General features: G+C 66.1%; 20 protein-coding genes and 1 other RNA gene. 3 read left to right on the top strand and 18 right to left on the bottom strand.

Annotated elements, in window-relative coordinates; genetic code table 11:
* Window positions 1-12: 12 nt before the first annotated feature.
* The 12 genes from NX784_RS13740 to mraZ are packed head-to-tail and all read right to left on the bottom strand — an operon-like array spanning window position 13 to window position 13,681.
* A complete protein-coding gene (locus NX784_RS13740) occupies window positions 13-984 on the bottom strand; it encodes a D-alanine--D-alanine ligase (protein ID WP_258817230.1) in 972 nt (323 codons plus the stop codon).
* On the bottom strand, window positions 981-2,378 hold the full coding sequence (gene murC / locus NX784_RS13735; protein ID WP_258817229.1) for a UDP-N-acetylmuramate--L-alanine ligase: 1,398 nt from the start codon (window positions 2,376-2,378) through the stop codon (window positions 981-983). The genes NX784_RS13740 and murC overlap by 4 nt, the downstream gene beginning before the upstream one ends.
* Window positions 2,375-3,457: an undecaprenyldiphospho-muramoylpentapeptide beta-N-acetylglucosaminyltransferase gene (murG, locus tag NX784_RS13730; protein ID WP_258817228.1), complete on the bottom strand. Its 1,083-nt coding sequence runs from the start codon at window positions 3,455-3,457 to the stop codon at window positions 2,375-2,377. The genes murC and murG overlap by 4 nt, the downstream gene beginning before the upstream one ends.
* On the bottom strand, window positions 3,454-4,671 hold the full coding sequence (ftsW, locus tag NX784_RS13725) for a putative lipid II flippase FtsW (protein ID WP_258817227.1): 1,218 nt from the start codon (window positions 4,669-4,671) through the stop codon (window positions 3,454-3,456). Before ftsW ends, murG begins: the two co-directional genes overlap by 4 nt.
* Window positions 4,671-6,167, bottom strand: coding sequence for a UDP-N-acetylmuramoyl-L-alanine--D-glutamate ligase (murD, locus tag NX784_RS13720; RefSeq protein WP_258817226.1), 1,497 nt, complete (start codon window positions 6,165-6,167; stop codon window positions 4,671-4,673). The genes ftsW and murD overlap by 1 nt, the downstream gene beginning before the upstream one ends.
* A 1-nt stretch (window position 6,168) precedes the next feature.
* Complete coding sequence (mraY, locus tag NX784_RS13715) at window positions 6,169-7,338, bottom strand: phospho-N-acetylmuramoyl-pentapeptide-transferase (protein WP_258817225.1); 1,170 nt, start codon at window positions 7,336-7,338, stop codon at window positions 6,169-6,171.
* A gap of 4 nt (window positions 7,339-7,342) precedes the next feature.
* Window positions 7,343-8,713, bottom strand: a complete 1,371-nt coding sequence (locus NX784_RS13710; RefSeq protein ID WP_258817247.1) for a UDP-N-acetylmuramoyl-tripeptide--D-alanyl-D-alanine ligase — start codon at window positions 8,711-8,713, stop codon at window positions 7,343-7,345.
* Window positions 8,714-8,715: 2 nt separating this feature from the next.
* Window positions 8,716-10,248 (bottom strand): UDP-N-acetylmuramoyl-L-alanyl-D-glutamate--2,6-diaminopimelate ligase, encoded by a 1,533-nt coding sequence (locus tag NX784_RS13705; protein ID WP_258817224.1) that lies wholly within the window; start codon window positions 10,246-10,248, stop codon window positions 8,716-8,718.
* Window positions 10,248-12,017: a peptidoglycan D,D-transpeptidase FtsI family protein gene (locus NX784_RS13700; protein ID WP_258817223.1), complete on the bottom strand. Its 1,770-nt coding sequence runs from the start codon at window positions 12,015-12,017 to the stop codon at window positions 10,248-10,250. Before NX784_RS13700 ends, NX784_RS13705 begins: the two co-directional genes overlap by 1 nt.
* The gene (gene ftsL / locus NX784_RS13695; RefSeq protein WP_258817222.1) at window positions 12,014-12,286 is read right to left on the bottom strand and encodes a cell division protein FtsL; all 273 of its coding nucleotides are present in this window, start codon (window positions 12,284-12,286) and stop codon (window positions 12,014-12,016) included. Before ftsL ends, NX784_RS13700 begins: the two co-directional genes overlap by 4 nt.
* On the bottom strand, window positions 12,283-13,266 hold the full coding sequence (rsmH, locus tag NX784_RS13690; protein ID WP_258817246.1) for a 16S rRNA (cytosine(1402)-N(4))-methyltransferase RsmH: 984 nt from the start codon (window positions 13,264-13,266) through the stop codon (window positions 12,283-12,285). Before rsmH ends, ftsL begins: the two co-directional genes overlap by 4 nt.
* Window positions 13,253-13,681 carry a division/cell wall cluster transcriptional repressor MraZ gene (gene mraZ, locus NX784_RS13685; RefSeq protein ID WP_258817221.1) on the bottom strand — a complete coding sequence of 143 codons (429 nt, stop codon included), beginning with the start codon at window positions 13,679-13,681 and terminating at the stop codon, window positions 13,253-13,255. Before mraZ ends, rsmH begins: the two co-directional genes overlap by 14 nt.
* A 472-nt stretch (window positions 13,682-14,153) precedes the next feature.
* Between mraZ and NX784_RS13680 the strand changes: the two genes are divergently transcribed.
* Window positions 14,154-15,104 (top strand): AAA family ATPase, encoded by a 951-nt coding sequence (locus NX784_RS13680; RefSeq protein WP_258817220.1) that lies wholly within the window; start codon window positions 14,154-14,156, stop codon window positions 15,102-15,104.
* A 45-nt stretch (window positions 15,105-15,149) separates the two neighbouring features.
* Here NX784_RS13680 and NX784_RS13675 read toward each other — a convergent pair whose 3' ends face one another.
* Both NX784_RS13675 and NX784_RS13670 read right to left on the bottom strand, forming a co-directional pair.
* Window positions 15,150-16,784, bottom strand: a complete 1,635-nt coding sequence (locus tag NX784_RS13675) for an outer membrane protein assembly factor BamB family protein (RefSeq protein ID WP_258817219.1) — start codon at window positions 16,782-16,784, stop codon at window positions 15,150-15,152.
* Between the two features lie 216 nt (window positions 16,785-17,000).
* A complete protein-coding gene (locus NX784_RS13670) occupies window positions 17,001-17,414 on the bottom strand; it encodes a hypothetical protein (protein ID WP_258817218.1) in 414 nt (137 codons plus the stop codon).
* A 270-nt stretch (window positions 17,415-17,684) separates the two neighbouring features.
* Between NX784_RS13670 and NX784_RS13665 the strand changes: the two genes are divergently transcribed.
* Window positions 17,685-18,341 (top strand): YcxB family protein, encoded by a 657-nt coding sequence (locus NX784_RS13665; protein WP_258817217.1) that lies wholly within the window; start codon window positions 17,685-17,687, stop codon window positions 18,339-18,341.
* Here NX784_RS13665 and NX784_RS13660 read toward each other — a convergent pair whose 3' ends face one another.
* From NX784_RS13660 to rnpB, 3 genes are all read right to left on the bottom strand, one after another.
* Entirely contained in the window at window positions 18,342-18,845 is a 504-nt protein-coding gene (locus tag NX784_RS13660; RefSeq protein ID WP_258817216.1) for a hypothetical protein, read from the bottom strand.
* An 86-nt stretch (window positions 18,846-18,931) separates the two neighbouring features.
* Window positions 18,932-20,425 carry a glycerol kinase GlpK gene (glpK, locus tag NX784_RS13655; RefSeq protein WP_258817215.1) on the bottom strand — a complete coding sequence of 498 codons (1,494 nt, stop codon included), beginning with the start codon at window positions 20,423-20,425 and terminating at the stop codon, window positions 18,932-18,934.
* A gap of 30 nt (window positions 20,426-20,455) precedes the next feature.
* An RNA gene (gene rnpB / locus NX784_RS13650) (RNase P RNA component class A) lies at window positions 20,456-20,795 on the bottom strand.
* A gap of 124 nt (window positions 20,796-20,919) precedes the next feature.
* On the opposite strand from rnpB, the gene NX784_RS13645 reads away from it, so the two are divergent.
* On the top strand, window positions 20,920-22,620 hold the full coding sequence (locus tag NX784_RS13645; RefSeq protein WP_258817214.1) for a thiamine pyrophosphate-binding protein: 1,701 nt from the start codon (window positions 20,920-20,922) through the stop codon (window positions 22,618-22,620).
* Here NX784_RS13645 and NX784_RS13640 read toward each other — a convergent pair whose 3' ends face one another.
* Window positions 22,621-23,322, bottom strand: coding sequence for a YjjG family noncanonical pyrimidine nucleotidase (locus NX784_RS13640; protein ID WP_258817213.1), 702 nt, complete (start codon window positions 23,320-23,322; stop codon window positions 22,621-22,623). It lies immediately after the preceding gene.
* Between the last annotated feature and the right edge of the window lie 55 nt (window positions 23,323-23,377).

Genomic DNA, 23,377 nt, shown 5'->3' with positions numbered 1-23,377 from the left:
TGTTCCTTGTCCTTACTTCTTCACCTGACCGGCCTTGAGGCTGGCGGAGCGCAGGATGTCCACGCACAGGTCTTCATAGGTCGTGCCCTCGGCACGTGCCGCCATCGGCACGAGCGAGTGCGTCGTCATGCCCGGCGACGTGTTCACCTCCAGCAGGAACGGCGCGTTGTCCGAGGCGCGCAGCAGCACGTCGATGCGGCTCCAGCCTTCGCAGCCGAGCGCGCGGTACGCGTTCACCACGTGCGCCTGGATCGCCTTGGTCGTCTCTTCATCGAGCGGCGCCGGGCAGTGGTACTTGGTGTCGTCCGTGAAGTACTTGTTCTGGTAGTCGTAATTGCCTTCCGGGGCGACGATCTCCACGATCGGCAGCGCGCGCGCCGTGGGGCCCGTGCCCAGCACCGGCACGGAGAATTCGCGGCCTTGGATGAACTGCTCGACCAGCACCACCTTGTCGTACTGGCGCGCCAGATCGACGGCGGCCTGCAGGCCGGCGGCGTCCGTCACCTTCGTGATGCCGATGGTGGAGCCTTCCAGCGGCGGCTTGACGATCAGCGGCAGGCCCAGCTCGGCGACGATCGCATTGGCGTCGATGGCCTCATTGGCGGCGATGGTGACATACGTCGGCGTCGGCACGCCCGCGGCCAGCCATACGATCTTCGTCGTGACCTTGTCCATCCCGACGGACGATGCCATCACGCCGCTGCCCGTGTACGGAATGCCCAGCAGTTCCAGCGCGCCCTGCAGGGTGCCGTCCTCGCCGTAGCGGCCGTGCAGCGCGATGAACACGCGGTCGAAGTTTTCCGCGGCCAGCTCGGCCAGCGAGCGCTCGGCCGGGTCGAACGGATGGGCGTCGATGCCCTTCGAGCGCAACGCCTGCAGCACGCCGCTGCCCGAGATCAGCGAAATCTCGCGCTCGGCGGACCGGCCGCCGAACAGCACGCCAACCTTGCCGAGTGCCTTGGCTTCGGTGTCAGTAATACTCACGATGCCACCTTTTGATTCGAAGTCAGTTGATGGGGGACGCCGCCGATGGAGCCGGCGCCCATGGTCAGCACGACGTCGCCGTCGCGCGCCACCTTGAGGATCGTCGCCGGCATGTCGGCGATCGCTTCCACGAAAATCGGTTCGACCTGGCCGCCCGCGCGCAGCGCACGCGCGAGCGCGCGGCCGTCGGCGGCCACGATCGGCGCTTCGCCCGCGGCGTACACCTCTGCCAGCAGCAGCACGTCCGGCGCGGCCAGCACCTTCACGAAGTCCTCGAACAGGTCGCGGGTGCGCGAATAGCGGTGCGGCTGGAACGCCAGCACGAGGCGACGGCCCGGATACGCGGCGCGCGCGGCGGCCAACGTGACCTGGGCTTCCACCGGGTGGTGGCCGTAGTCGTCGACGAGCGTGAAGCTGCCGCCATCCGGCAGCGCGACCTCGCCGTAGCGCGTGAAGCGGCGCCCCACGCCGTTGAATTCGCGCAGGCCCTGCGCCGTCGCTTCGTCCGGCACGCCGATCTCGCGCGCGATGGCGATCGCGGAGCACGCGTTCAGCACGTTGTGCATGCCCGGCTGGTTCAGGACGAAGTCCGTGTCCGGATAGCCCTGCTGGCGCACGGTGAAATGCATCTGGATGCCCTCGGCGCGTGCGTTCAGCGCCCGTACTTCGGCGTCTTCCGAGAAGCCGTACGTCGTCACGGGCTTCGTCACCTGCGGCAGGATGGCGCGCACGGTGGCGTCGTCGATGCACATCATGGCGCGGCCGTAGAACGGCAGGCGGTGCGTGAAGTTGACGAACGCGCCCTTCAGCTTCTCGAAGTCGTGCTCGTACGTCTCCATGTGGTCGGCGTCGATGTTGGTGATCACCTCGATCATCGGCGACAGGTTCAGGAACGACGCGTCCGATTCGTCCGCCTCGGCCACGATGTATTCGCCGCTGCCCAGCTTCGCGTTGGCGCCGGCGCTGTTCAGGCGACCGCCGATGACGAACGTGGGGTCGAGGCCGCCCTGCGCGAGCACCGAGGCGACGAGGCTCGTCGTCGTCGTCTTGCCGTGCGTGCCGGCGATGGCGATGCCGCGCTTCAGGCGCATCAGCTCACCGAGCATGATGGCGCGCGGGACGATGGGCACCTTCGCCGCACGCGCGGCGACGACTTCCGGATTCGCTTCGTTGACGGCGGTCGACGTGACGACGGCATCCGCGCCGGCGACGTTTTCCGCCGCGTGGCCGATGCGCACGTCCGCGCCGAGGCTTTGCAGGCGCAGGCTGGCCGCGTTCGACGCGAGGTCCGAGCCGGACACTTTATAGCCGAGGTTCAGCAGCACTTCCGCGATGCCGCTCATGCCGCTGCCGCCGATGCCGACGAAGTGAATGTGTTTGATCTTGTGTTTCATTGTCCGCCGTTTGCCAGTTCTTCGAGTACGCGCGCGATCGCCGCATTGGCGTCGCGCCGTCCCACCGCCTGCGCCGCCTCGGCCATCGCCAGGCAGTCGTCGCGCGTGGTCGTTTGCAGCAGCGTTGCCAGCCGCTGCGGATTCAATTCGCCTTGCGGCAGGTGCACCGCGGCCTTCTGGCCCGCCATCCAGGCCGCGTTGTCGCGCTGGTGGCTCGTCGTGCTGGCGACGAACGGCACGAGCACGCTCGCGACGCCGGCCGCCGTCAGTTCCGACACGGTGATCGCGCCCGCACGGCAGATCACGAGGTCCGCGTTCGCGTATTCCGCTGCCATGTCGTCGATGAAGTCGACGACGTTGGCCTGCACGCCCGCTTGCGCGTACGCGGCGCGCAGCGCATCGATGTTCTTCTTGCCCGACTGGTGCGTGACGACGGGACGCACACCTGCCGGAATCAGCGCGAGCGCGGCGGGCACGCTGTCGTTCAGCACTTTCGCCCCCAAGCTGCCGCCGACGACGAGGATGTTCAAAGGACCGCTGCGATTGGCGAAGCGGTGGCCGGGGGACGGCATCTCGAGGATTTCCTTGCGCACCGGATTGCCCGTGACGACGGCCTTGCCTGCGGCCTTGCCGAAATCCGCGGGGAAGCCGAACAGCACGCGCTGCGCGAGCGGGGTCAGGGTCTTGTTCGACAACAGCAATGCCGCATCCGCGTTCACGAGCGCGAGCGGAATGCCGCGAGACCGCGCCATCATCCCGCCCGGCACCGTCACGTAACCGCCCATGCCCAGCACGACGTCCGGACGGCGCAACGCCAGATATTTGCGGACCGACGCGAAGCTGGCGACGAGCTTGAACGCGCCGGACACGGTGTGCGCGAGGCCCTTGCCGCGCATGCCGGCGAAGTCGATCGAATCCATCGCGATGCCGTGCTTCGGCACGATGTCCTTTTCCATGCCGTGCAGGGTGCCCAGCCACGAGACGTCCCAGCCGCGCTCGCGCATCGTCTGCGCGATGGCGATGCCGGGGAAGATGTGGCCGCCGGTGCCGGCCGCCATGATCATCAGGATCTTCGTCATTGGCGGCCTCCCCGCATCCGTACGCGGTTTTCGTAATCGATGCGCAGCAGGATCGCGAGGCCGACGCAGTTGAACAGCACGCCGGAACCGCCATAGCTCATCAAGGGCAACGTGAGGCCCTTCGTCGGCAGCAGGCCGAGGTTCACGCCCATATTGATGAACACCTGCACGCCGATCCAGATGCCGATGCCTTTCGCCGCGAGGCCGGCGAAATGCTGCTCCAGCGCGATGGCCTGGCGGCCGATGTCGAATGCGCGCTTGACGAGCCAGTAGAACAGGCCGATCACGACGAGCACGCCGGCCAGGCCCAGCTCTTCGCCGATGACGGCCATGATGAAGTCCGTGTGCGCTTCCGGCAGGTAGTGCAGCTTCTCGATGCTGCCGCCCAGGCCCACGCCGAAGATCTCGCCGCGACCGAACGCGATCAGGGAGTGCGTCAGCTGGTAGGCCTTGTCCAGCGCATTGCCCTCTTCCCACGGGTTCATGTACGCGAACATGCGCGCGCGGCGGAACGGCGAGAACGCGATGATGGTCGAGAACACGAGCACGAGGACGGCGCCGATGCCGCCGAACCAGATCATGTTGAAACCGCCCAGGAACAGGATGCCCATCGAGATGCAGACGACGACGCCGAACGCGCCCATGTCCGGTTCCCACATCAGCAGGAAGCCGACGATCCCCATCGCGGCGGCCATCGGCATGAAACCCTTCGTCAGCTTGTGCATGTACTGCTGCTTGCGCACGGTGAAGTCGGCCGCGTACAGGACGGACACGACCTTCATGATCTCGGACGGCTGCAGGTTGAACACCTTCAGCGACAGCCAGCGCCGGGCGCCGTTGACGGACGTGCCGATGCCCGGGATCAGCACGAGCGCCAGCAGGACGAGCGTACCGATGAACATCAGCGGCGCGAAGCGCTGCCACGTCGCGACCGGAATCCTGAAGACGAACAGCCCGGCCACCATCGAGATCGCGATGAACATGGCCTGGCGCACCAGGAAGTAGTTGTTCTTGCCGGCGAGGTAGGCGAACTTGGGCGAGTCCGGCAGCGCGATCGACGCCGAGTACACCATCACCATCCCGAACAGCATCATCAGCAGCACGACCCACACGAGCGGCTGGTCGTACTCCATCATGCGCGACGGCCGTGCGCGCGTCGCGATCGTCGCGTCGGCGGAAGTGCCACTGAACTTGAAGGGAATCTGGAACGCCATCAGATCTCCTGCCCCTTCTCGAGTGCGATGTCGCGCACGGCGTCGACGAACACCTGCGCGCGGTGCGCGTAGTTCGTGAACATGTCCAGGCTCGCGCACGCAGGCGACAGCAGCACGACGTCGCCGGACTTGGCGAGACCGCTGGCGCGGCGCACGGCTTCCGGCAGGCCCGGCAAGTCGAAGCACGGCACGCCGGACGGTTCCAGCGCGGCGCGGATCGCGGGGCCGTCGCGGCCGATGAGGAGCACGGCGCGCACGTAGCGCGAGCACGGGCCCGCGAGCGGGCCGAAGTCCTGGCCTTTGCCGTCGCCACCGGCGATGAGGAGGATCTGGCGCTCGGTCTCGCCGAACGTCTTGCCCAGGCCTTCCAGCGCGGCGACGGTGGCGCCCACGTTGGTGCCTTTCGAGTCGTCGTAGTACTCGACGTTGTCGATGCTCGTGACGAGTTCCACGCGGTGCGGCTCGCCCTTGTACTCGCGCAGCCCGTGCAGCAGCGGCGCGAGCGGCAGGCCGACGGACCGGCACAGCGCGAGCGCCGCGAGCGCGTTCGAGGCATTGTGCAGGCCGCGGATGTGCAGCGCGTCGGCCGGCATCAGGCGGTTCACCGTGATCTCGACGGGCTCCGCAACGTCGTTCTTCTTTTTCTTCTTTTCGGGTTCGTCGGCCGGATTCGCGTTCGCGAGCCACAGCACGCCCCGCTCGCTCACGAGGCCGAAGCTGCCCGGCGCGTCCGGCTCGCCCGTGCCGAACGTCGTCACGGCGGCGCCCGGCGCCGTCATGGCCATCACGACGGCATCGTCGCGGTTCAGCACGCGCACGGTGTCCGCGCCGAAGATGCGGGCCTTGTCGGCGGCGTATGCGGCCATGCTGCCGTGCCAGTCGAGGTGGTCCTGCGTGATGTTCAGCACCGTGGCGGCATCAGGATTCAGGCTGTACGTCGTGTGGAGCTGGAAGCTCGAGAGTTCCAGCACCCAGGCCTGCGGCAATTCACCGGCGTCGATGACTTCACGGAGCACGTCCAGCGCGGCGGGGCTGATATTGCCGGCGACCTTCGTCGTCAGCCCGGCGCGGCGGCACAGCAGGCCCGTGAGGCTCGTGACCGTCGTCTTGCCGTTCGTGCCGGTGATGGCGATGACTTTCGGCGCATAGCCCTGCTCCGCCTTCAGCGAAGACAAGGCTTGCGCGAACAACTCGATCTCGCCCCACAGCGGCACGTGGCGCGCGGCGGCGGCCGGCGCGATTTCCGCGAGTTCGCGGTTCGGCGCGAGGCCGGGGCTGACCGCGACGAAGTCGACGCCGTCCAGCAGGCTCGCCGCGAACGGACCGGCCACGAATTCCGCATCCGGCACCGCGGCGCGCAACTGAGGCAGGCGCGCAGGCTCGGCACGCGTGTCGGCCACGCGCACGCGGGCACCCGAGCGCGCGAGCCACAGCGCGATCGCCAGGCCCGATTCGCCGAGCCCCAGTACCAGTGCGGTTTTGCCGTCGTAGTTCATATCAGCGCAGTTTGAGGGTGGAGATGCCGATCAGGACGAGGATCATCGTCACGATCCAGAAACGCACGACGACCTTCGTCTCCTTCCAGCCCTTCTGTTCGAAATGGTGGTGCAGCGGCGCCATCAGGAACACGCGGCGGCCCTGGCCGTACTTCTTCTTCGTGTACTTGAACCAGCTGACCTGGATGATGACGGACAGCGTCTCGGCGACGAACACGCCGCCCATGATGAACAGGACGATTTCCTGGCGCACGATGACGGCGATGGTGCCGAGCGCGCCGCCCAGCGCCAGCGCGCCCACGTCGCCCATGAACATCTGAGCAGGGTGCGCGTTAAACCAGAGGAATGCGAGGCCCGCGCCGGCCATCGCGCCGCAGAAGATCAGCAGTTCGCCGGCGCCCGGGATGTGCGGGATGAACAGGTATTTCGAGTACGTCGCGTTACCGGTCAAGTAGGCGAACAGGCCCAGCGCGCCGCCCACCATCACGGTCGGCATGATGGCGAGGCCGTCGAGGCCATCGGTGAAGTTGACGGCGTTCGACGCGCCCACGATCACGCAATACGTGAGCGCGATGAAGCCCCACACGCCCAGCGGATAGCTGATGGTCTTGAAGAACGGGACGATCAGGTCGGCCTTCGGCGGCAGGTCCATCGAGAAGCCGGACTGCACCCACGCGAAGAACAACTGCCACACTTCCCACGGCGTCGCGGCCGAGACGGAGAACGCGAGGTACAGCGACGACGTGATGCCGATCAGCGACATCCAGAAATATTTTTCGCCCGAGCGCATGCCTTCCGGGTCTTTATAGACGACCTTGCGGTAGTCGTCGACCCAGCCGATGGCGCCGAAGCCCAGGGTGACGACGAGCACGGGCCAGATCAGGCGGTTCGACAGGTCGCACCACAGCAAGGTGGACACGCCGATGGCGATCAGCACCAGGACGCCGCCCATGGTCGGGGTGCCGTGCTTGGTCAGGTGCGTCTGCGGGCCGTACGTGCGCACGGCCTGGCCGACCTTCAGCGCGGTCAGCTTGCGGATCACGGCGGGACCGCACAGCATGCCGATGCTGATGGCGGTGATCGTCGCGAACACGGCGCGGAACGTGATGTAGTTGAAAACGCGCAGTGGACCGACGTAGTCCCGAAAATATTGTGCGAGCCAGAGCAGCATAAGTCTAGTGGGCTTCCTTGCCGGTGTTGGTTGATGCGATCAGGTGTTGGACCACGCGCTCCATCTTCATGAAGCGCGAGCCCTTCACCAACACAGTTGCGTCAGATTTGCTGCCCAGTCGTTGATCCAGTGCTGCCAATAATTCGTCGAACTGCTCGTAGTGTTGCGCTCCCGATCCGGTCATGTGGCGAGCCAGGTCGCCGGTCGCGAGCACGGTGTCGATGCCGCGGCTTGCGGCATACGCACCGATTTCCTGGTGAAACTCAGGTCCTTGCGTGCCCACCTCGCCCATGTCGCCCAGCACGAGGATGCGCGGCGCAGGGTATTGCGCGAGCACGTCGATGGCGGCGCGCACGGAGTCGGGGTTGGCGTTGTAGCTGTCGTCGATGACGGTGGCGCCGCACGTCGCCTGCTTGCGCTGCAGGCGGCCGCTGACGGGTGCGAACGATTCCAGGCCGCGCACGATGGCGTCGGCGGGAATGCCGGCCGCGAGCGCGCAGGCAATCGACGCGAGCGCGTTGCGCACGTTGTGGACGCCTGCTGCGGCCAGCTGGATCGTGAAGCGTGCGACACCGGCTTGCACGGCGAGTTCGCTGCCGAAACCGGTCGCGGTGTACGTCGCGCGCACGTCGCACTGGTCGTCCAGGCCGAACGTCATCACCTTGCGGTCGCCGGCCAGTTCGCGCCACAGCGCCGTGTACTCGTCGTCGCCGGGGAATACGGCGACGCCGTCCGCCGGCAGCGCCTGCAGCACGGCGCCGTTTTCGCGCGCGACGGCTTCCACCGTGTGCATGAATTCCTGGTGCTCGCGCTGCGCGTTGTTGACGAGGGCGACGGTGGGCTCGGCGATGGCGGCCAGGCGTGCGATCTCGCCCGGGTGGTTCATGCCGAGTTCCACGACGGCCGCCTGGTGCGCGGTCGTGAGGCGCGTCACGGTCAGCGGCACGCCGATCTCGTTGTTCAGATTACCCTGCGTGGCCAGCCGGCCTTCCGCGCCGAACGCGGCGACGAGGATCGCGGAGATCATCTCCTTGACCGTCGTCTTGCCGTTGCTGCCGGTGACGCCGATGACGGGGATGGCGAAGCGGCGGCGCCAGAAATTACCGATGCGGCCCAGTGCGGCCAGCGTGTCCGGCACGACGATGGCCGGCAGCGGATAGTTGTCGGGCAGGCGCTCGACGACGACGGCCGCCACCGGGTTGCCGACCAGCTGGCCGAGGAAGTCGTGGGCATCGAATCGTTCGCCGCGCAGCGCGACGAACAGCGACCCCGGCATCACCTGCCGGCTGTCGGTCGACACGCCCTGGAAATAGGCGTCGCGCGTGACGTGCGCGCCTTCGATCGATCCCACGAGTTGTTCCAGCGAGCCGCGAATCATCAGACAGTCCTCATCATCGTGAGCCGCGCAGTCAATGCCAGCGCGGCGTGGTCGGCATCGGAAAACGGCATTTTCCGGCCCTTGATTTCCTGGTAGGGCTCATGCCCCTTCCCCGCCAGCAGGATCACGTCCGGCTTGGCGGCATGCTTGACGGCCGAGAGGATCGCCGCGGCGCGGTCCTCGATGGCCTGGTAAGTCGACGTCGGGTGGTGCGCGTCCATGCCGGCCACGATCTGGTCGATGATGGCGCGCGGTTCCTCGCTCCTCGGGTTGTCGCTCGTGACGAGCACGTGCTCGGCCATCTGCGCGATTCGGCCCATCTGCGGGCGCTTGCCCGGATCGCGGTCGCCGCCGCAGCCGAACACGCACCACAGCTGCCCGCCCCGCTCGTGTGCCACCTGGCGCAGCGCTTCCAGCGTCTTTTCCAGCGCGTCCGGCGTGTGCGCGTAGTCGATCACGATCATCGGCGCGTCCTGGCCGCCGATCTGCTGCATGCGGCCCGGCGCCGGCACGAGCGTCTCGACGGCGTCGAGCGCGGCGCGCAGTGCTACGCCTTTCGCCAGCAGCGCGCCGAGCACGGCCAGCACGTTGCTGGCGTTGAAGTGGCCGACCATGTGCGTGCGCGCGGTGGCGCTGCCGAACGGCGACTCGAGGTGGAATTCGCTGCCGTTCGGGCGGCTGCGCAGATTCGATGCGCGCAGCACCGCCACGCCGTCCAGCACGGGTTGTTCGTGCACGGCGCGCAACGTGTAGCCGATGACGGCGACGCTTGGCCGGTCCGCGCGCAGGTGCTGCGCGATGCGCACGCCGGCTTCATCGTCCAGGTTGACGACGGCCGTCTTCAGGCCCGGCCAGTCGAACAGCTGGCGCTTCGCCGCTTCGTACGCTGCCATGTCGCCGTGGTAGTCGAGGTGGTCGCGCGTCAGGTTCGTGAACACGGCCACGTCGAAATGCATGCCCGCCGTGCGGTGCTCGACGAGGCCGATCGACGACACCTCGATCGCGAGCGCCGTCGCGCCCGCGTCGCGCAGGCGCGCGAGTTCCGTCGCCAGCAGCACGGCGTCCGGCGTCGTGTAGCCGGTCGCATCGAATTCAGGCTCCGCGTGACCGCGCACGAGGCCCACGCCCAGCGTGCCGATGACGGCCGCGGTCTCGTTCAGATGGGCCAGTGCCTGCGCCGTCCACAGCGCGCACGACGTCTTGCCGTTCGTGCCCGTGATGCCGACCGTGAACATGGCCGCATCCGGTGCGCCATAGACCGCATGCGCGATCGGGCCCGCATTGCGCTTGAGGTCCGGCACGGCTAGGTGCGGGACGCCGAGGCTTTCGTCGAACGCGAAATCGCGGTCGTCGTACACGACGACGGCGGCGCCGTTCCCGATGGCGGAGGCGATGAAGCGGCGGCCGTCGGCCGCCTCGCCGGGATAGGCGAAGAACACGTCGCCGCGGGTCACGCGGCGCGAGTCGGAAACGAGACGGCCGCCTGGTGCGGCGGCCTGGATCCAACCAGTGATGTTCGGCGTCTCGGCCATCAATTGCTCTCCTCGAGAGGATGTTCCGGGATGATGATATCCGTGACCGTGGAGTCGGGCGGCACGTTAGCCGCCCGCAACGCATTCGCCGCGAGTGCCGCGAATGTCGGCGCGGCCACTGCCCCGCCCGTGTGGAACGGCCCGGATGGATCGTCGATCATCACGGCGATGATGAAGCGCGGATTGCTCATCGGCGCGATGCCGGCAAAGGAGCCGACGTAGTGCGTCTGCGAGTAGCGGCCGTTGATGACCTTCTGCGCCGTACCGGTCTTGCCGCCGACGCGGTAGCCGGCCACCTGAGCCTGCGCCGCCGTGCCTTGCGGGCTCACCACCGACTCCACCATCGTGCGGATCTGCGCGGCCGTCTTCGCCGAGATGATCTGCTGGCCGACCGGCTTTTCCGTCACCTTCTGGAACGACAGCGGGATGACGTCGCCGTCGCGTGCGAAGATCAGCCAGGCGTGCGCCAGCTGCAGCAGCGACATCGAGATGCCCTGGCCGAACGACATATTGGCCTTGGCGACGATCGGCCACGATTTATACGGACGTACGCGGCCGGCCGCGGCGCCCGGGAAGCCGTAGCGCGGCGCCTGGCCGAAGCCGACCTTGGTGAACATCTCCCACATGTCCTGGGCCGTCAGCAGCTCGGAGATCTTGGTCGTGCCGATGTTGGACGACTTCTGGATGATCGTGCTGACGTCGATGACGCCATGCGGGTGCGTGTCGCGGATCGTGTGGCCGCCCGTCTGGTAGCGGCCGTTGCCCGTGTCGAACAGGGTGGTCGGCTTGATCAGGCCCTTGTCCAGCGCCAGCGCGACGGTGAACGGTTTCAGCGTGGAACCCGGCTCGAACGTGTCGGTGATGACGCGGTTGCGCAGCTGCTCGCCCGTGAGGTGCGAGCGGTCGTTCGGGTTGTACGTGGGCCAGTTGGTCAGCGCCAGCACCTCGCCCGTGTGCACGTCCAGCACGACGGCGGCGCCGGCCTTGGCGTGGAATTTCTCGACGGCGTCCTTGACGCTGTTGTACGCGATGTACTGCAGCTTGGAGTCGACCGACAACGTGATGTCCTTGCCGTCGTGCGGCTCACGCGACAGCCCCACGTCCTCGACGATGCGGCCCAGGCGGTCCTTGATGACACGGCGGCTGCCGACCTGGCCCACGAGGTTCTTCTGCTGCGCGAGCTCGATGCCTTCCTGGCCCACGTCCTCGACGTTCGTGAAGCCGACGATGTGCGCCATCACGTCGCCCTGCGGGTAATAGCGCTTGTATTCCTTGCGCGTGTCGATGCCGTCGATGCCGAGCTTCTCGATCTTCGCGATGACGTCCATCTCGACCTGGCGCTTCAGGTAGACGAAGGTGCGGTCGGAATCGAGCTTCTTCAGCAGCTCGGCCTGCGGCATGTCGAGCAGCTGCGCCAGTTCGCGCAGCTTCGCGGACGGTGCTTCCTTGACGTCGTCCGGGATCGCCCACACGGCCTTCACCGGGAGCGACGACGCGAGCACGATGCCGTTGCGATCAAAAATCTTGCCGCGCGTGGCCGGCAGTTCGAGCGTGCGCTCGTAGCGGCTCGCGCCCTGCTTCTGCAGGAACTGGTTCGACACGCCCTGCAGCCACAGCGCGCGGCCAGCCAGCGCGACGAACGCGGAGAACAGCACGAACAGCACGACGCGCGAACGCCAGTCCGGCAGGCGCACGGCCAGTACGGGGCTCTTGGAAAACGCCACGCCCTTGGCGGCGGCGACGCGGGATGCGTTGGTGCCGGCCTTCATTTACCGCCTTCCATCAGGTATTGGGTGCGCGCCGGCGACAGCGGCGCCATGTCGAGCTGCGAGCGCGCGATCTGTTCGATGCGTTCGTTCTTGCCGAGGGTCGACTGGTCGAGCTGGAGCTGGGCCCAGTCGACCTCGAGCTGGCGCTGCTGCTGTTGCAGCCTTTCCTGGTCGATGAACAGGTGGCGCGCCTGGTAGCGCGCGTTCACGACCGACAGCGCGCAGCCGACCAGCAGCGTGGTCAGGACGATGTTCAGCTTGCCGCTCATGCGGCACCTCCGGGCAGCCGCTCGGCAACGCGCAGCACCGCCGAGCGGGCGCGCGGATTGGCTTCGACTTCGACGTCGGAGGGCTTGGTCTTGCTGATCAACTTCATCAAGGGCTGGGGCAAATCGACGGCGCGGATCGGCAGCCGGCGATCCGGTTGCTCGACCTTGGCCTTGGACGCCAGGAACTGCTTGACCATGCGGTCTTCCAGCGAGTGGAAGCTGATCACCGACAGGCGAGCGCCGGGCTTGAGCAGTTCGAAGGCGGCGTTCAGACCTGTTTCAAGGTCCTCAAGCTCTTGATTGATGAAAATCCGGACAGCCTGAAAGGTGCGGGTTGCCGGATCCTTGCCTTTCTCCCGGGTTTTGACCGCGTTTGCCACGATTGCGGCAAGCTGTCGTGTGCTTGAAATTGGCTCGACTGCCCGGCGAGCAACAATCGCCTTTGCAATCTGAAAAGCAAACCGTTCTTCCCCATAATCGCGAATCACCTTTTCCAGTTGTTTCTCCGGCACCTCCGCCAGCCAGGCGGCTGCGGAAATGCCCCGTGTCGTATCCATCCGCATGTCCAGGGGACCGTCGTTGCGGAAGCTGAAACCGCGGCTCGCGTCGTCGACCTGGGGCGAGGAGATGCCCAGGTCCAGCAGGATGCCGTCGACCTGGTGCACGCCCCGTGCCGCCAACGCTTCGCGCATCGTCGCGAAGCTGTCGTGGACGATCGAAAAGCGCGGATCGTTCATCTGTTCGGCCGTCGCGATCGCCTGGGGATCCTTGTCGAAGCCGATCAGGCGGCCCTCGGGCGCCAGCTTCGACAGGATCAGCCGGCTGTGACCGCCGCGGCCGAACGTACCGTCGATATAAATCCCTGCGGCGCGCGGGCCTTCGAGGGCAAGCGCGTCGACTGCTTCATCCAACAGCACCGTACGATGCTGCAAACCGGGCACCGGCTGAGTCACGTTCATCGGCGCCTTAGAAGGAGAAATTGGAAAGGACGTCGGGCATGCCACCCGCGACGGCCAGGGCCTCGTCGGCTGCCAGCTTGGCGGCGTCCCAGATCTCGAAATGGGTCCCCATCCCGAGCATCATCACTTCCTTCTCCAATCCAACCGCGTTGCGCAGCTCGGGCGAAATGAGCACCCGGCCCGCGCTGTCCATCTCGACATCGCAGGCGTTCCCCAGGAAAATGCGTTGCCACGCCCGTGCCGACATCGGCCAGACGGCGATCTGTTCGCGGTGTTCTTCCCACACCGGGCGCGGGAAGAACAACAGGCAACCATGCGGGTGTTTCGTGAGCGTCATACGGCCTTCGCATTGCTGCATCAAGGCGTCACGATGCTTGGCCGGTATTGACAGCCGTCCTTTTGCATCGAGATTAATCGCTGACGCGCCCTGAAACACGTTGTACCTAGTTTTGGAGAGTTATCAGTCTGGTTGTTTTTAGGCGCCGGGAGATTCACCGATCCCCCACAAAACTACACTTTTTGCCACCGTTTCCCACTTTAGAGGAAGCGTTGTCTGTGGTCAAGCGAATTCACGTTTAGAAAACGCGAAAATTGCCAATGAAACCAATGACTTAGCGAACTTACTTGACGGAACCTCAAGTAAAAATGTTGAGCAAAATTAGGCACTTAGGTTAAACAATGCATGTGCTACCTCATCTGCACACATGTGTTTTACCATTGATCAAGAACAACTTTTAACCGCCGGTCGGTCGGCGGAAAACAGACGCTGCGGATGGGTCAAAATTGCGGATCGATGCGGGGCGGGTTAGGATAAACGCAAGGCGTCTACCCAGCCGTTTCCGATTCGCTTGGCGGCGTGGGGAGCCCCGTATGATAAGTGAGTCCGTACTACCGCGCAGGAGATTGCCATGAGCATCACACTGGCCCGGAGCCGCGCCGTCTATGATCTCAACGAGGTCCAGGGCGCGCTCGACCGCAGCCGCGGACGTTCGCCCGAACTCGAAGCGTTCTACGAACGCATGCTCGAGACCGGGGCCGAACGTTTCGTCACCACGCCCTCTTCCGTCGACGCGCTCGACCCGCTGTTCGAGGAATGTCCCAATTTCGACGAGGTCCTGGACGACCTGGCGCGCTATCTGCGCCTCGCCCATGCCGGTGACAAAGGCTTCAACGTCATGCCGATCCTGCTGCTGGGCGGCCCGGGCGTGGGCAAGACGCACTTCGCCAAGCGCCTGGCGAAAGTGATGCAGACGGACTGCGAACTGATCAGCATGAACGCGCTGTCGGCCGGCTTTGTCATCACCGGGAGCTCGGCCAGCTGGCGCGGCGCGAAGTGCGGCAAGGTGGCCGAGCGCCTCGTGCGCGGGCAGTTCGCGAACCCGGTGATCGTGCTGGACGAGGTGGAAAAGGCGACGGGCTCCTCGCAATCCGACCCGCTCGCGGCGCTGTATCAATTACTGGAGCCGGAAACGGCGAGCGCGTTCCGCGACGAATTCATCGACGTCGACATCGACGCGTCGCAAATCTTCTGGGTGCTGACGGCCAATTCCACGGAAGGCATTCCACACCCGCTGCTGAACCGGATGGCCGTCTATGAAGTGCCGGCGCCGACGCCGGAACAGGCGGCCGGGATCGCCCAGCGCATGTATGCGGGCCTGCTGCGCGAGCTGAACCTCACCGCATTCGATCCGGGCCTGGGCGACGTCGTGCTGGACAGGCTCGCGGGCGTGTCGCCGCGCGACTTGCGCAAGACCTTGCTGGACGGGCTCGGCTATGCCGTCGCGGACGGGCGGGCGCACGTCAACGTGGACGATATCCGGCTCAAGGCGACGCCGGGCAAGGGGCGGATCGGGTTCTGAGCGCGTACCGGGGCACCTAGCAGCCCGGGTACGCGTGTCGGATGCTTATTTGACGTTGAACGCGACCAGCGCTTCCGCGTTCTGGATGTACAGGATGCCACTGCGCGTCAACGCCAGCCTGCCTCCCATCGGATAGCTCCACACGGCCTTATGCGTGCGCAAGTCGACCGCGTAAGTCGCCTTGTTACTGCTGACGAACAACAAGTTCTTGGTAACGATGGGCTCACCGTTCCATGCAGTTTCGCTCGCCTGGCCCGGCACCCACGACCACAACAGCGCACCATCAGCCTCGGCACGGGCTTCGACGCGATAGGGCGTCGTGTTCGGCGCATACACGACACCGCCGGCGTAAGCCGGGGTCAATGGATAATTGCCCTTGACGCGCCAGTCGACATAGCCTTTGGCAGCATTAAACTTGAGCAATTCATTACCCATCGAGCCGCCATTCAAGAACGCGTTCGCATAATTTGCAGCAAACACGTTGCCAGCCGCGCCCAATACCGGCGCGCCGTTTATCTGGTACGTGTAGTTGGTGAAGTTGGCGTCCTTGATCGCGAGCTGCAGCTGGCCGGATTTGCGGTCGAACACGCTCAGACCGCCATCGTACACATACAGGTTGCTTGCGTCCGCGGCGGGACTCCACATCGATGTATCCGCCACGTTGGCGAAGAACATTTGCTCGCCCGTGTTCGTGAAGGCAAACAGGCCGCCATACGTGCCGGAGTTCGTATACACGGCGTCGGCCAGCGCCACCGGTGCCAAATAATGTTCCCACTGAGAGCGCATCGGCGCCTTGAAACGCACGGCACCCGTTGCGGCGTCGAAGGCAAACATATAGGTCGAATCCTGCGCACCGGCAGCCATGTAGACAGTCCCACTCGCGACGGCGGGCGGATTGACCGTAGCATATGGCAACCCGCTGAGGTCGTACGACCAGGCGAGAGTGCCGTCGTATTCCTTGCGGGCCTTGAGCGCTTTATCCCCCGACGCATATAACATGCCGTCCGAAGCCACCAGTGTTGCGGCATAACCGTAGAACGAGACCGTTTCCTGGCTGGCTGCGCCCGTCTTCCAGCGCGGCAGCAACTGGTCAGGCTTGATCTCCACCGGCACGTAGCCGGTATGGCCGGCGTTGCCCTGGAACGTATTCCAGTCCGCGACGTCGGTCCACGGCGTCAGCGGGGTCAGCTTGTCGCCCGGCCAAGCCGAGCCGTAGGCCAGGACGGTCACGTCATAAGGCACGGTCACCGAGGGCACCGCCTGCGGTGTCGCGCAGGCTTGGTCCGCGCACAGCTTCAAGGTGATGTCACCGGCATAGTGTCCCGCCGGCGTGCCATTGACCGTTTCGAGCGCAAGCACATAGCTGCCATCCTGGCTTGCCGTGACACCGACCTGCGTACCGATCACGCCGGCTTTATCGGTGGCGTTGACGAACAGCGTGCCTGCTGGCGTAAAACTCGGCTTGATTTGTACTTCAAATGCCACTGTGCTGTTCTGCGCAGCGTAACGCGTGACGCCGCCGGACAAGACCTTGACTTCAGGTACGGACGCCACAGGCGGCGTGGTCGTGCCACCGCTGCCGCTGCTACCACCGCTACCGCCGCTACCGCCGCCACCGCACGCGGTGAGGGCCAGGCACGCCAGGCCGATTGCTGTCCGGCCCAACAGGGCCACTTGCATTGTCTTTTTCATCATATCCCTAGTGGCCGCGTGGCGGCCCATGCGCATGCTCGACGTCGCTGCGACGCATGCCTGTTGTCGTTGTCGTGGTGTTTTGCTTCGCGGGCAGATACGGACCGGCCCGGGACCGCGCATCATGCCATCGGATGGGTATGTACAAACTCTCCAATTGTCACAATGGACATATTTATTGATAGAGAGCCATTTATATGATGGTCAGACGATCGCCATGTCCTCGGCGCGCAAGTAATTCACGAGCTCGTCACGCTCGAACGAGCCGTCCCAGTCCCGCTCGCCGAGCAGTTGCGGCAGCGCGATATGAGTCAGCAATGCGTGGAACCGGTCCTTGATGAGCTGCGGCCGGATGTCCTTCACGCGCACACGCGAGACCTTGCGCGACAACTCCATGACGATGCCGTACAGGACCCAGTCGAGCTGCACGAGCAGCATGCTGGCGGACTGGATCGCCCGCGGCGCGATGCTCGCTTCGTACAGATGGGCGACCGACGACTGCCGGGCCCCGGCGTCGGCGTCGTCGCCCACCAGTTCTTCCGGCCACCACATCAACACCTGGTTCAGCAGGCAGTCGAAGTCGGCATTTTCGGGAAGGATGATTTGCCCAACAAACATAAAACTCTCGATAAACCGGGACGATGCAGCATATGTATGCCACTGCCGTGCGATCGGGAAAAGGAACGGTATCGCGCCGGATACCCTTGATGATTAAAAGGAAAGACTCTTACCCGGCAGTATATCGACGAAAGTCAACGCAAAGCTCTCACAATTTCACATTGAGCAGATGACGCCAGGAATTTTTTTGTGCGCGTACGCTGTTATGAGTATTGCAATCAGCCCGCGGGCCGCCATATGGCCGGCATCGTTCACGATCAGGAGACGCCCATGTTCGGCGCCGGTCATCCGCGCCCGCTGCACCGCAAGGAAGTGGCCATGCAGGTCGTCCGGCATGCCGCGCGGCATGCGGTCGACCATACGCTGACGGTCGACCCGCCGGACGGGCGCGACGCGGCCCTACCGCCTGCCTCGCCGGCGACCCGGTTCGACGTCGTCTACACGCTGCCGGAATACCTCGGCTTCGTACATGATCACTTGACGTCGACGTTGCGGCGGATGACGCCCGCGCAGCGTCTGCGGCAGACGCTCGTGCCGTTTGCCTTCGCCATGACGACCCTCGCCATCGCGTGGATGATCGGCCCCGGCTGGGCCAGGACGGCACTGCTCGCGTGCGGCGCCCTCGCGCTCGCGTCTCTGCCCGCCGCCGTCAGCGCCTGGGTTGCGCTCATCGGCACGCCCGTATTCGTGTACAAGAAACGGCGGATGCCGCACTGCGCCTTCCGCATCGACGCCACCGGCATCGAGCGCACGACGCAAGCCGGCACGCTGGTGCGCAGCTGGGCCGAGATCCGCGGCGTACGCCGCTATCGGCGCGGCGTCCTGCTAATGTATTTGCGTGGCGCGATCCCGATCCCGTACCGCTGCCTGGACCGCGCCCAGGCAGCGGCCCTGCGCCGTTTCGCGCGGGCGCGCGGCGGCGTTTGATTACTCATCCACCTTCGCGTCCTCGCTCTTCGCGGCCGCCATCGCCTCCGGCTCCAGGTCCTCGGCGGCCTTGTTCATGCGGATGAACACGCCCCAGCCGGACAGCAGCACGCCGGCCGCGATCAGCACGGACGCCGCGTGCGGCAGCAGCTCCGGTTCCTCATGCAGGGCCTTGAACGTCCCGACGAGGCCCTCGATCGACAGCGCGACCACGACGACCACCATGAAGCGCGACAGATAGCGGCGGACGCGCGTGGGCGCGCTGATGTGGGCGTCGCGCACGACTTCTTCCTCGGTGATGGTCTGGGCGATCTGCAGCGACACGACGGCGATGGCCAAGAGGCCGATCGCCTCGATGGCCATCTCGGCGCTCTCGTCGGGGTCGGCGCCGACGGCGCTCCAGCCGGTCTGCACGGCCAGCACCGTGATCAGCACGGAGACCAGCACGAACAGGAACCCGAGCAGCGCGTGCGCGGTCGAAAAGAAACCCTTCAGGAATTTCAAGGCGCCTCCCGTCGCAACGTATCGATGTCGACGGATTGTGCCTCATCCGCACGCGCACGGCCGCACGCGAGGCGCAAGCGCCTGCGTCAATGCGCGTCCGGCGCGGCCCACGCGCGCGCATGCGCGACCGCGCGCGACCAGCGCGCCATCATCTCTTGGCGCCGCGCGGCCGGCAGTTGCGGCTCGAACCGGCGTTCGCTCTTCCACTGGGCTGCGATCTCGTCGCGCGACGACCAGAAGCCGACGGCCAGGCCGGCGAGGCAGGCGGCGCCGAGGGCCGTCGTCTCCGTCACCTGCGGCCGCACGACGGGCACGCCCAAGAGGTCGGCCTGGAATTGCATCAGGAGGTCGTTGCGCGCGGCGCCGCCGTCCGCGCGCACTTCGTGGACGGCACAGTCGGCGTCCTTCTGCATGGCGGCCAGCAGCTCCGCGCTCTGGTAGGCGATGGCCTCGACGGCGGCGCGCGCGACGTGGGCGCCCGTCGTCCCGCGCGACATGCCCACGATGGTGCCGCGCGCATACGCGTCCCAGTGCGGCGCGCCGAGGCCGACGAACGCCGGCACGAGCATCACGCCGCCGCTGTCCGGCACGGACAACGCGAGCGCCTCGACGTCGGCCGACTGCTTGATGATGCCGAGACCGTCGCGCAGCCACTGCACGGTGGCGCCGCCCATGAACACGCTGCCTTCGAGCAGGTAGTCGGTGTGACCGGCGATGGTCCAGCCGACGGTGGCCAGCAGGCGGTTGTGCGATTGCGGCGGCGTGTCGCCCGCCTGCATCAGCATGAAACAGCCGGTGCCGTACGTATTCTTGACCATGCCGCGCCGGTGGCAGGCCTGGCCGAACGTGGCTGCCTGCTGGTCGCCCGCGATGCCGGCGATGGGGATCGCGCGGCCGAACCACGCGGGGTCGGCCTCTGCGACGATGCCGGAACTGGGCACGACTTCCGGCAGCATCGATTCCGGCACGCCGAACAGCGCCAGCAGTTCCGGATCCCAGCGGAGGCTGTTGATATTGAAGAGCATCGTGCGCGACGCATTGCTCGCGTCCGTGACGTGGCGTCCCGTCAGTTTATACGTGAGCCAGCTGTCGACGGTGCCGAACGCGAGCTCGCCCCGCTCCGCGCGGGTGCGCGCGCCCGGCACGTGCGTGAGCAGCCATTGCAGCTTGGTCGCGGAAAAATACGCATCGAGTTCGAGGCCCGTCTTGCGCGCGATGAGCGGCGCCTTGCCGGCGGCGCGCAGGTCGTCGCAGAGGTCGGCCGTGCGCCGGTCCTGCCAGACGATGGCGTGGCACAGCGGTTCGCCCGTCGCGCGGTCCCACACGACGGTCGTTTCTCTCTGGTTCGTGATGCCGATGGCGGCGACGTCGGCCGCAACGACGCCACTGTCCGCGAGGACCTGGCGCGCGCACGCGAGCTGGCTGCGCCAGATGTCGAGCGGATCGTGCTCCACCCAACCGGGCTGCGGGAAATGCTGGGGATATTCCTGCTGGGCGATGCGCACGGGCTGGCCCTGGCGATCGAAGAGGATGGCGCGCGAACTGGTGGTCCCCTGGTCGAGGGCGAGGATGTAACGCATCGTCGTCGAGCTCCCCGGGCCGTGAATTATGTGTAAAGCAGGCCGATAGGCCGGATTCTGTGTAACGCCCTTGCGGGCGCTATGACAGCCATTCCTCTAGGCGCCGAATTACTCCGGCGCTCAAGCTTCCTACCCGCACGCTCCGCGAGCAACCTCAACGCGTGCCTATTTGGAATTGCTCCAGGTGGAGGTTACCGCGTTTCACCGTAACTTAATACGCTCGTCTCTGTGGCCCTATTCCTCGCCTTATACCTGGCTTGCGCCCGGCTTTCGGCGGACGGCCGTTAACCGTCACCCCGCTCTGTGGAGTCCGGACCTTCCTCCCGCCCACGACCTTGCGGCGTGGACCAGCGGCTGTCTGGCCTGCTTCACGGCCGCAATTGTACTCCATGCGCCGCTGCCTTTTGTGAAAGGTCGTGTCGCTATTTGAAAAGCCAGCGTTGGACGAGTTGCATAGAATGCCCGGATTCCATCGTGATAAGGACGACCTCACCATGACGCACCCTTCCCGCAGCGGCGGCCAGATCCTGGTCGATGCGCTCCAGGTCCACGGCGTGGACACCGCCTTCGGCGTGCCCGGCGAAAGCTATCTCGACGTGCTGGACGCGCTGCACGATTCGGACATCCGCTTCGTCATCAACCGCCAGGAAGGCGGCGCCGCGTTCATGGCCGAGGCCTACGGCAAGCTGACGGGCAAGCCCGGCATCTGCTTCGTCACGCGCGGCCCCGGCGCGACGAACGCGTCGATCGGCGTGCACACGGCATACCAGGATTCCACGCCGATGATCCTGTTCATCGGCCAGGTCGGCACGGACTTCATGGACCGCGAAGCGTTCCAGGAAATCGACTACCGCCGCATGTACGGCCAGATGGCGAAATGGGTCGCGCAGATCGACCGCGCCGAGCGCATCCCCGAATACATGGCGCGCGCATTCCAGGTCGCGACGAGCGGCCGTCCGGGCCCCGTCGTCCTCGCGCTGCCGGAAGACATGCTCGTCGCCCGCGCGGAAGTTGCCGACACGCGCCGCTACCAGCCCACGCAAGGCGCGCCGTCCGCCGCGCAGATCGACCAGCTGCGCACGATGCTGGCCGGGGCGAAGAAACCGTTGTTGCTGCTGGGCGGCGGCACGTGGACAGACCAAGCGTGCGTCGACGTGCAGAGGTTCGCGGAGGCGAACGCCCTACCCGTCGCGTGCGCGTTCCGCTTCCAGGACCTGCTGGACAACGACCACCCGCATTACGTGGGCGACGTCGGCATCGGCATCAATCCGAAGCTCGCGGCGCGCGTCAAAGAGGCCGACGTGCTGATCGCGTTCGGGCCCCGGCTGGGCGAGATGACGACGAGCGGCTACTCGCTGCTGGAATCGCCCGTGCCGCGCCAGCGCCTCGTGCACATCCACCCGGATCCGGAGGAACTGGGCAGCGTCTACCAGGCCGAGTTGATGATCGCCAGCGGTGCACCGCAAGCGGCCAGCATGCTCGCGGCGATGGAACCCGTCGATGCAGCGGCGTGGCGCCACACGGTCGAAGACGCGAAGGCCGATCTGCGTGCGTGGCAGGAACGCCCCGCCATCTTCAAGGACGGCAGCGCGCCGCTGGACCTGTGGCAGATGGTGCAGGACCTGCAAGCCGCGCTGCCCCGCGACACGATCATCACGAACGGCGCCGGCAACTACGCGACGTGGGCGCACCGCTTCTGGCGCTACGGCGCCATGCGCACGCAGCTGGCCCCGACCAGCGGCGCGATGGGATATGGCGTGCCGTCCGCCGTCGCCGCGAAGATCGTGCGGCCCGAGCGCACTGTCGTCTGTTTCGCCGGCGACGGCGAATTCATGATGACGGGCCAGGAGCTGGCGACCGCCGTGCAGTACGGCGCCGGCGTCATCTTCCTGGTCTTCAATAACGGCATGTTCGGCACGATCCGCATGCACCAGGAGCGCGAATATCCGGGCCGCGTGTCCGGCACGCAGCTGCACAATCCCGACTTCGCCGCGCTGGCGAAAGCGTACGGCGGCCACGGCGAGGCGGTCGAAACGACGGCCGATTTCGGCCCCGCGCTGGCACGCGCCATCGAGTTCACGCGCACGCAAAAACTTCCGGCGCTGATCGAGCTGCGCTACGACGGCAACCTGATCACGCCGGGCGCCACGCTGGACACGATCCGCCGCAACGCGCAGGCGGCTAAAGGCGGCTGATCAGGCGACGACGAGCCCGCGCAGCGCGGGCACGACGTCGTGCAGGCGCGCCACTTCCACGGTGGGCAGCGCCTCGCTGTCGTTGGCGAGACCGCCGGGATTGAACCAGCAGCTTTCGATGCCGAACCGGTTCGCGCCGAGGATGTCGGCATCGAGCCGGTCGCCGACGATGATCGTCTCGGCGTGCTTGAATGCGCGCGCCATCTGCACCGTGTAGTCGAAGAAGCGGCCGTCGGGCTTCGCGTGCCCGCACGCTTCCGACGTCGCGACGAACGACACGTGGTCGCGCAGGCCCGAGCTGGCGATGCGGCGATGCTGGATGTGCGCGACGCCGTTCGTGATGATGCCCACTTCGCCGATGGCAGCCAAAGTCGCGCACAGCTCGCGCGCGCCGTCGATCAGGACCACCGTGTCCGACAGCGATTCGAGGTACAGGCGGCTGGCCGCTTCCGGGTCGAGGTCGAGGCCTGCCGCGTCGAACGTCTGGCGGAACCGTTCGACTTTCAGCACGTCCTTGGCGAGGGTGCCCGTCTCGAACCGCTTCCACAGTGCCATATTGATGGCCTGGTAGCGCGCGAACAGGCCGTCCGGCAGCGCGGCCAGGCCGAGGGCCTGCATCGTGCGGTCGAACGACAGGCGTTCGGATGCCTTGAAGTCGAGCAGGGTGTCGTCGAGGTCGAACAGGAAGAGACGGTGTTTCATGGCGGGCGCCGCGGCGGCGGGGGCGGCAAGGTGGTCTTTCGGAAACGACAGGATA

The sequence above is a fragment of the Massilia pinisoli genome (assembly GCF_024753285.1).
Lineage (GTDB): Bacteria > Pseudomonadota > Gammaproteobacteria > Burkholderiales > Burkholderiaceae_D > Telluria > Telluria pinisoli.
This window is presented reverse-complemented; position numbering and strand designations above follow the sequence as displayed.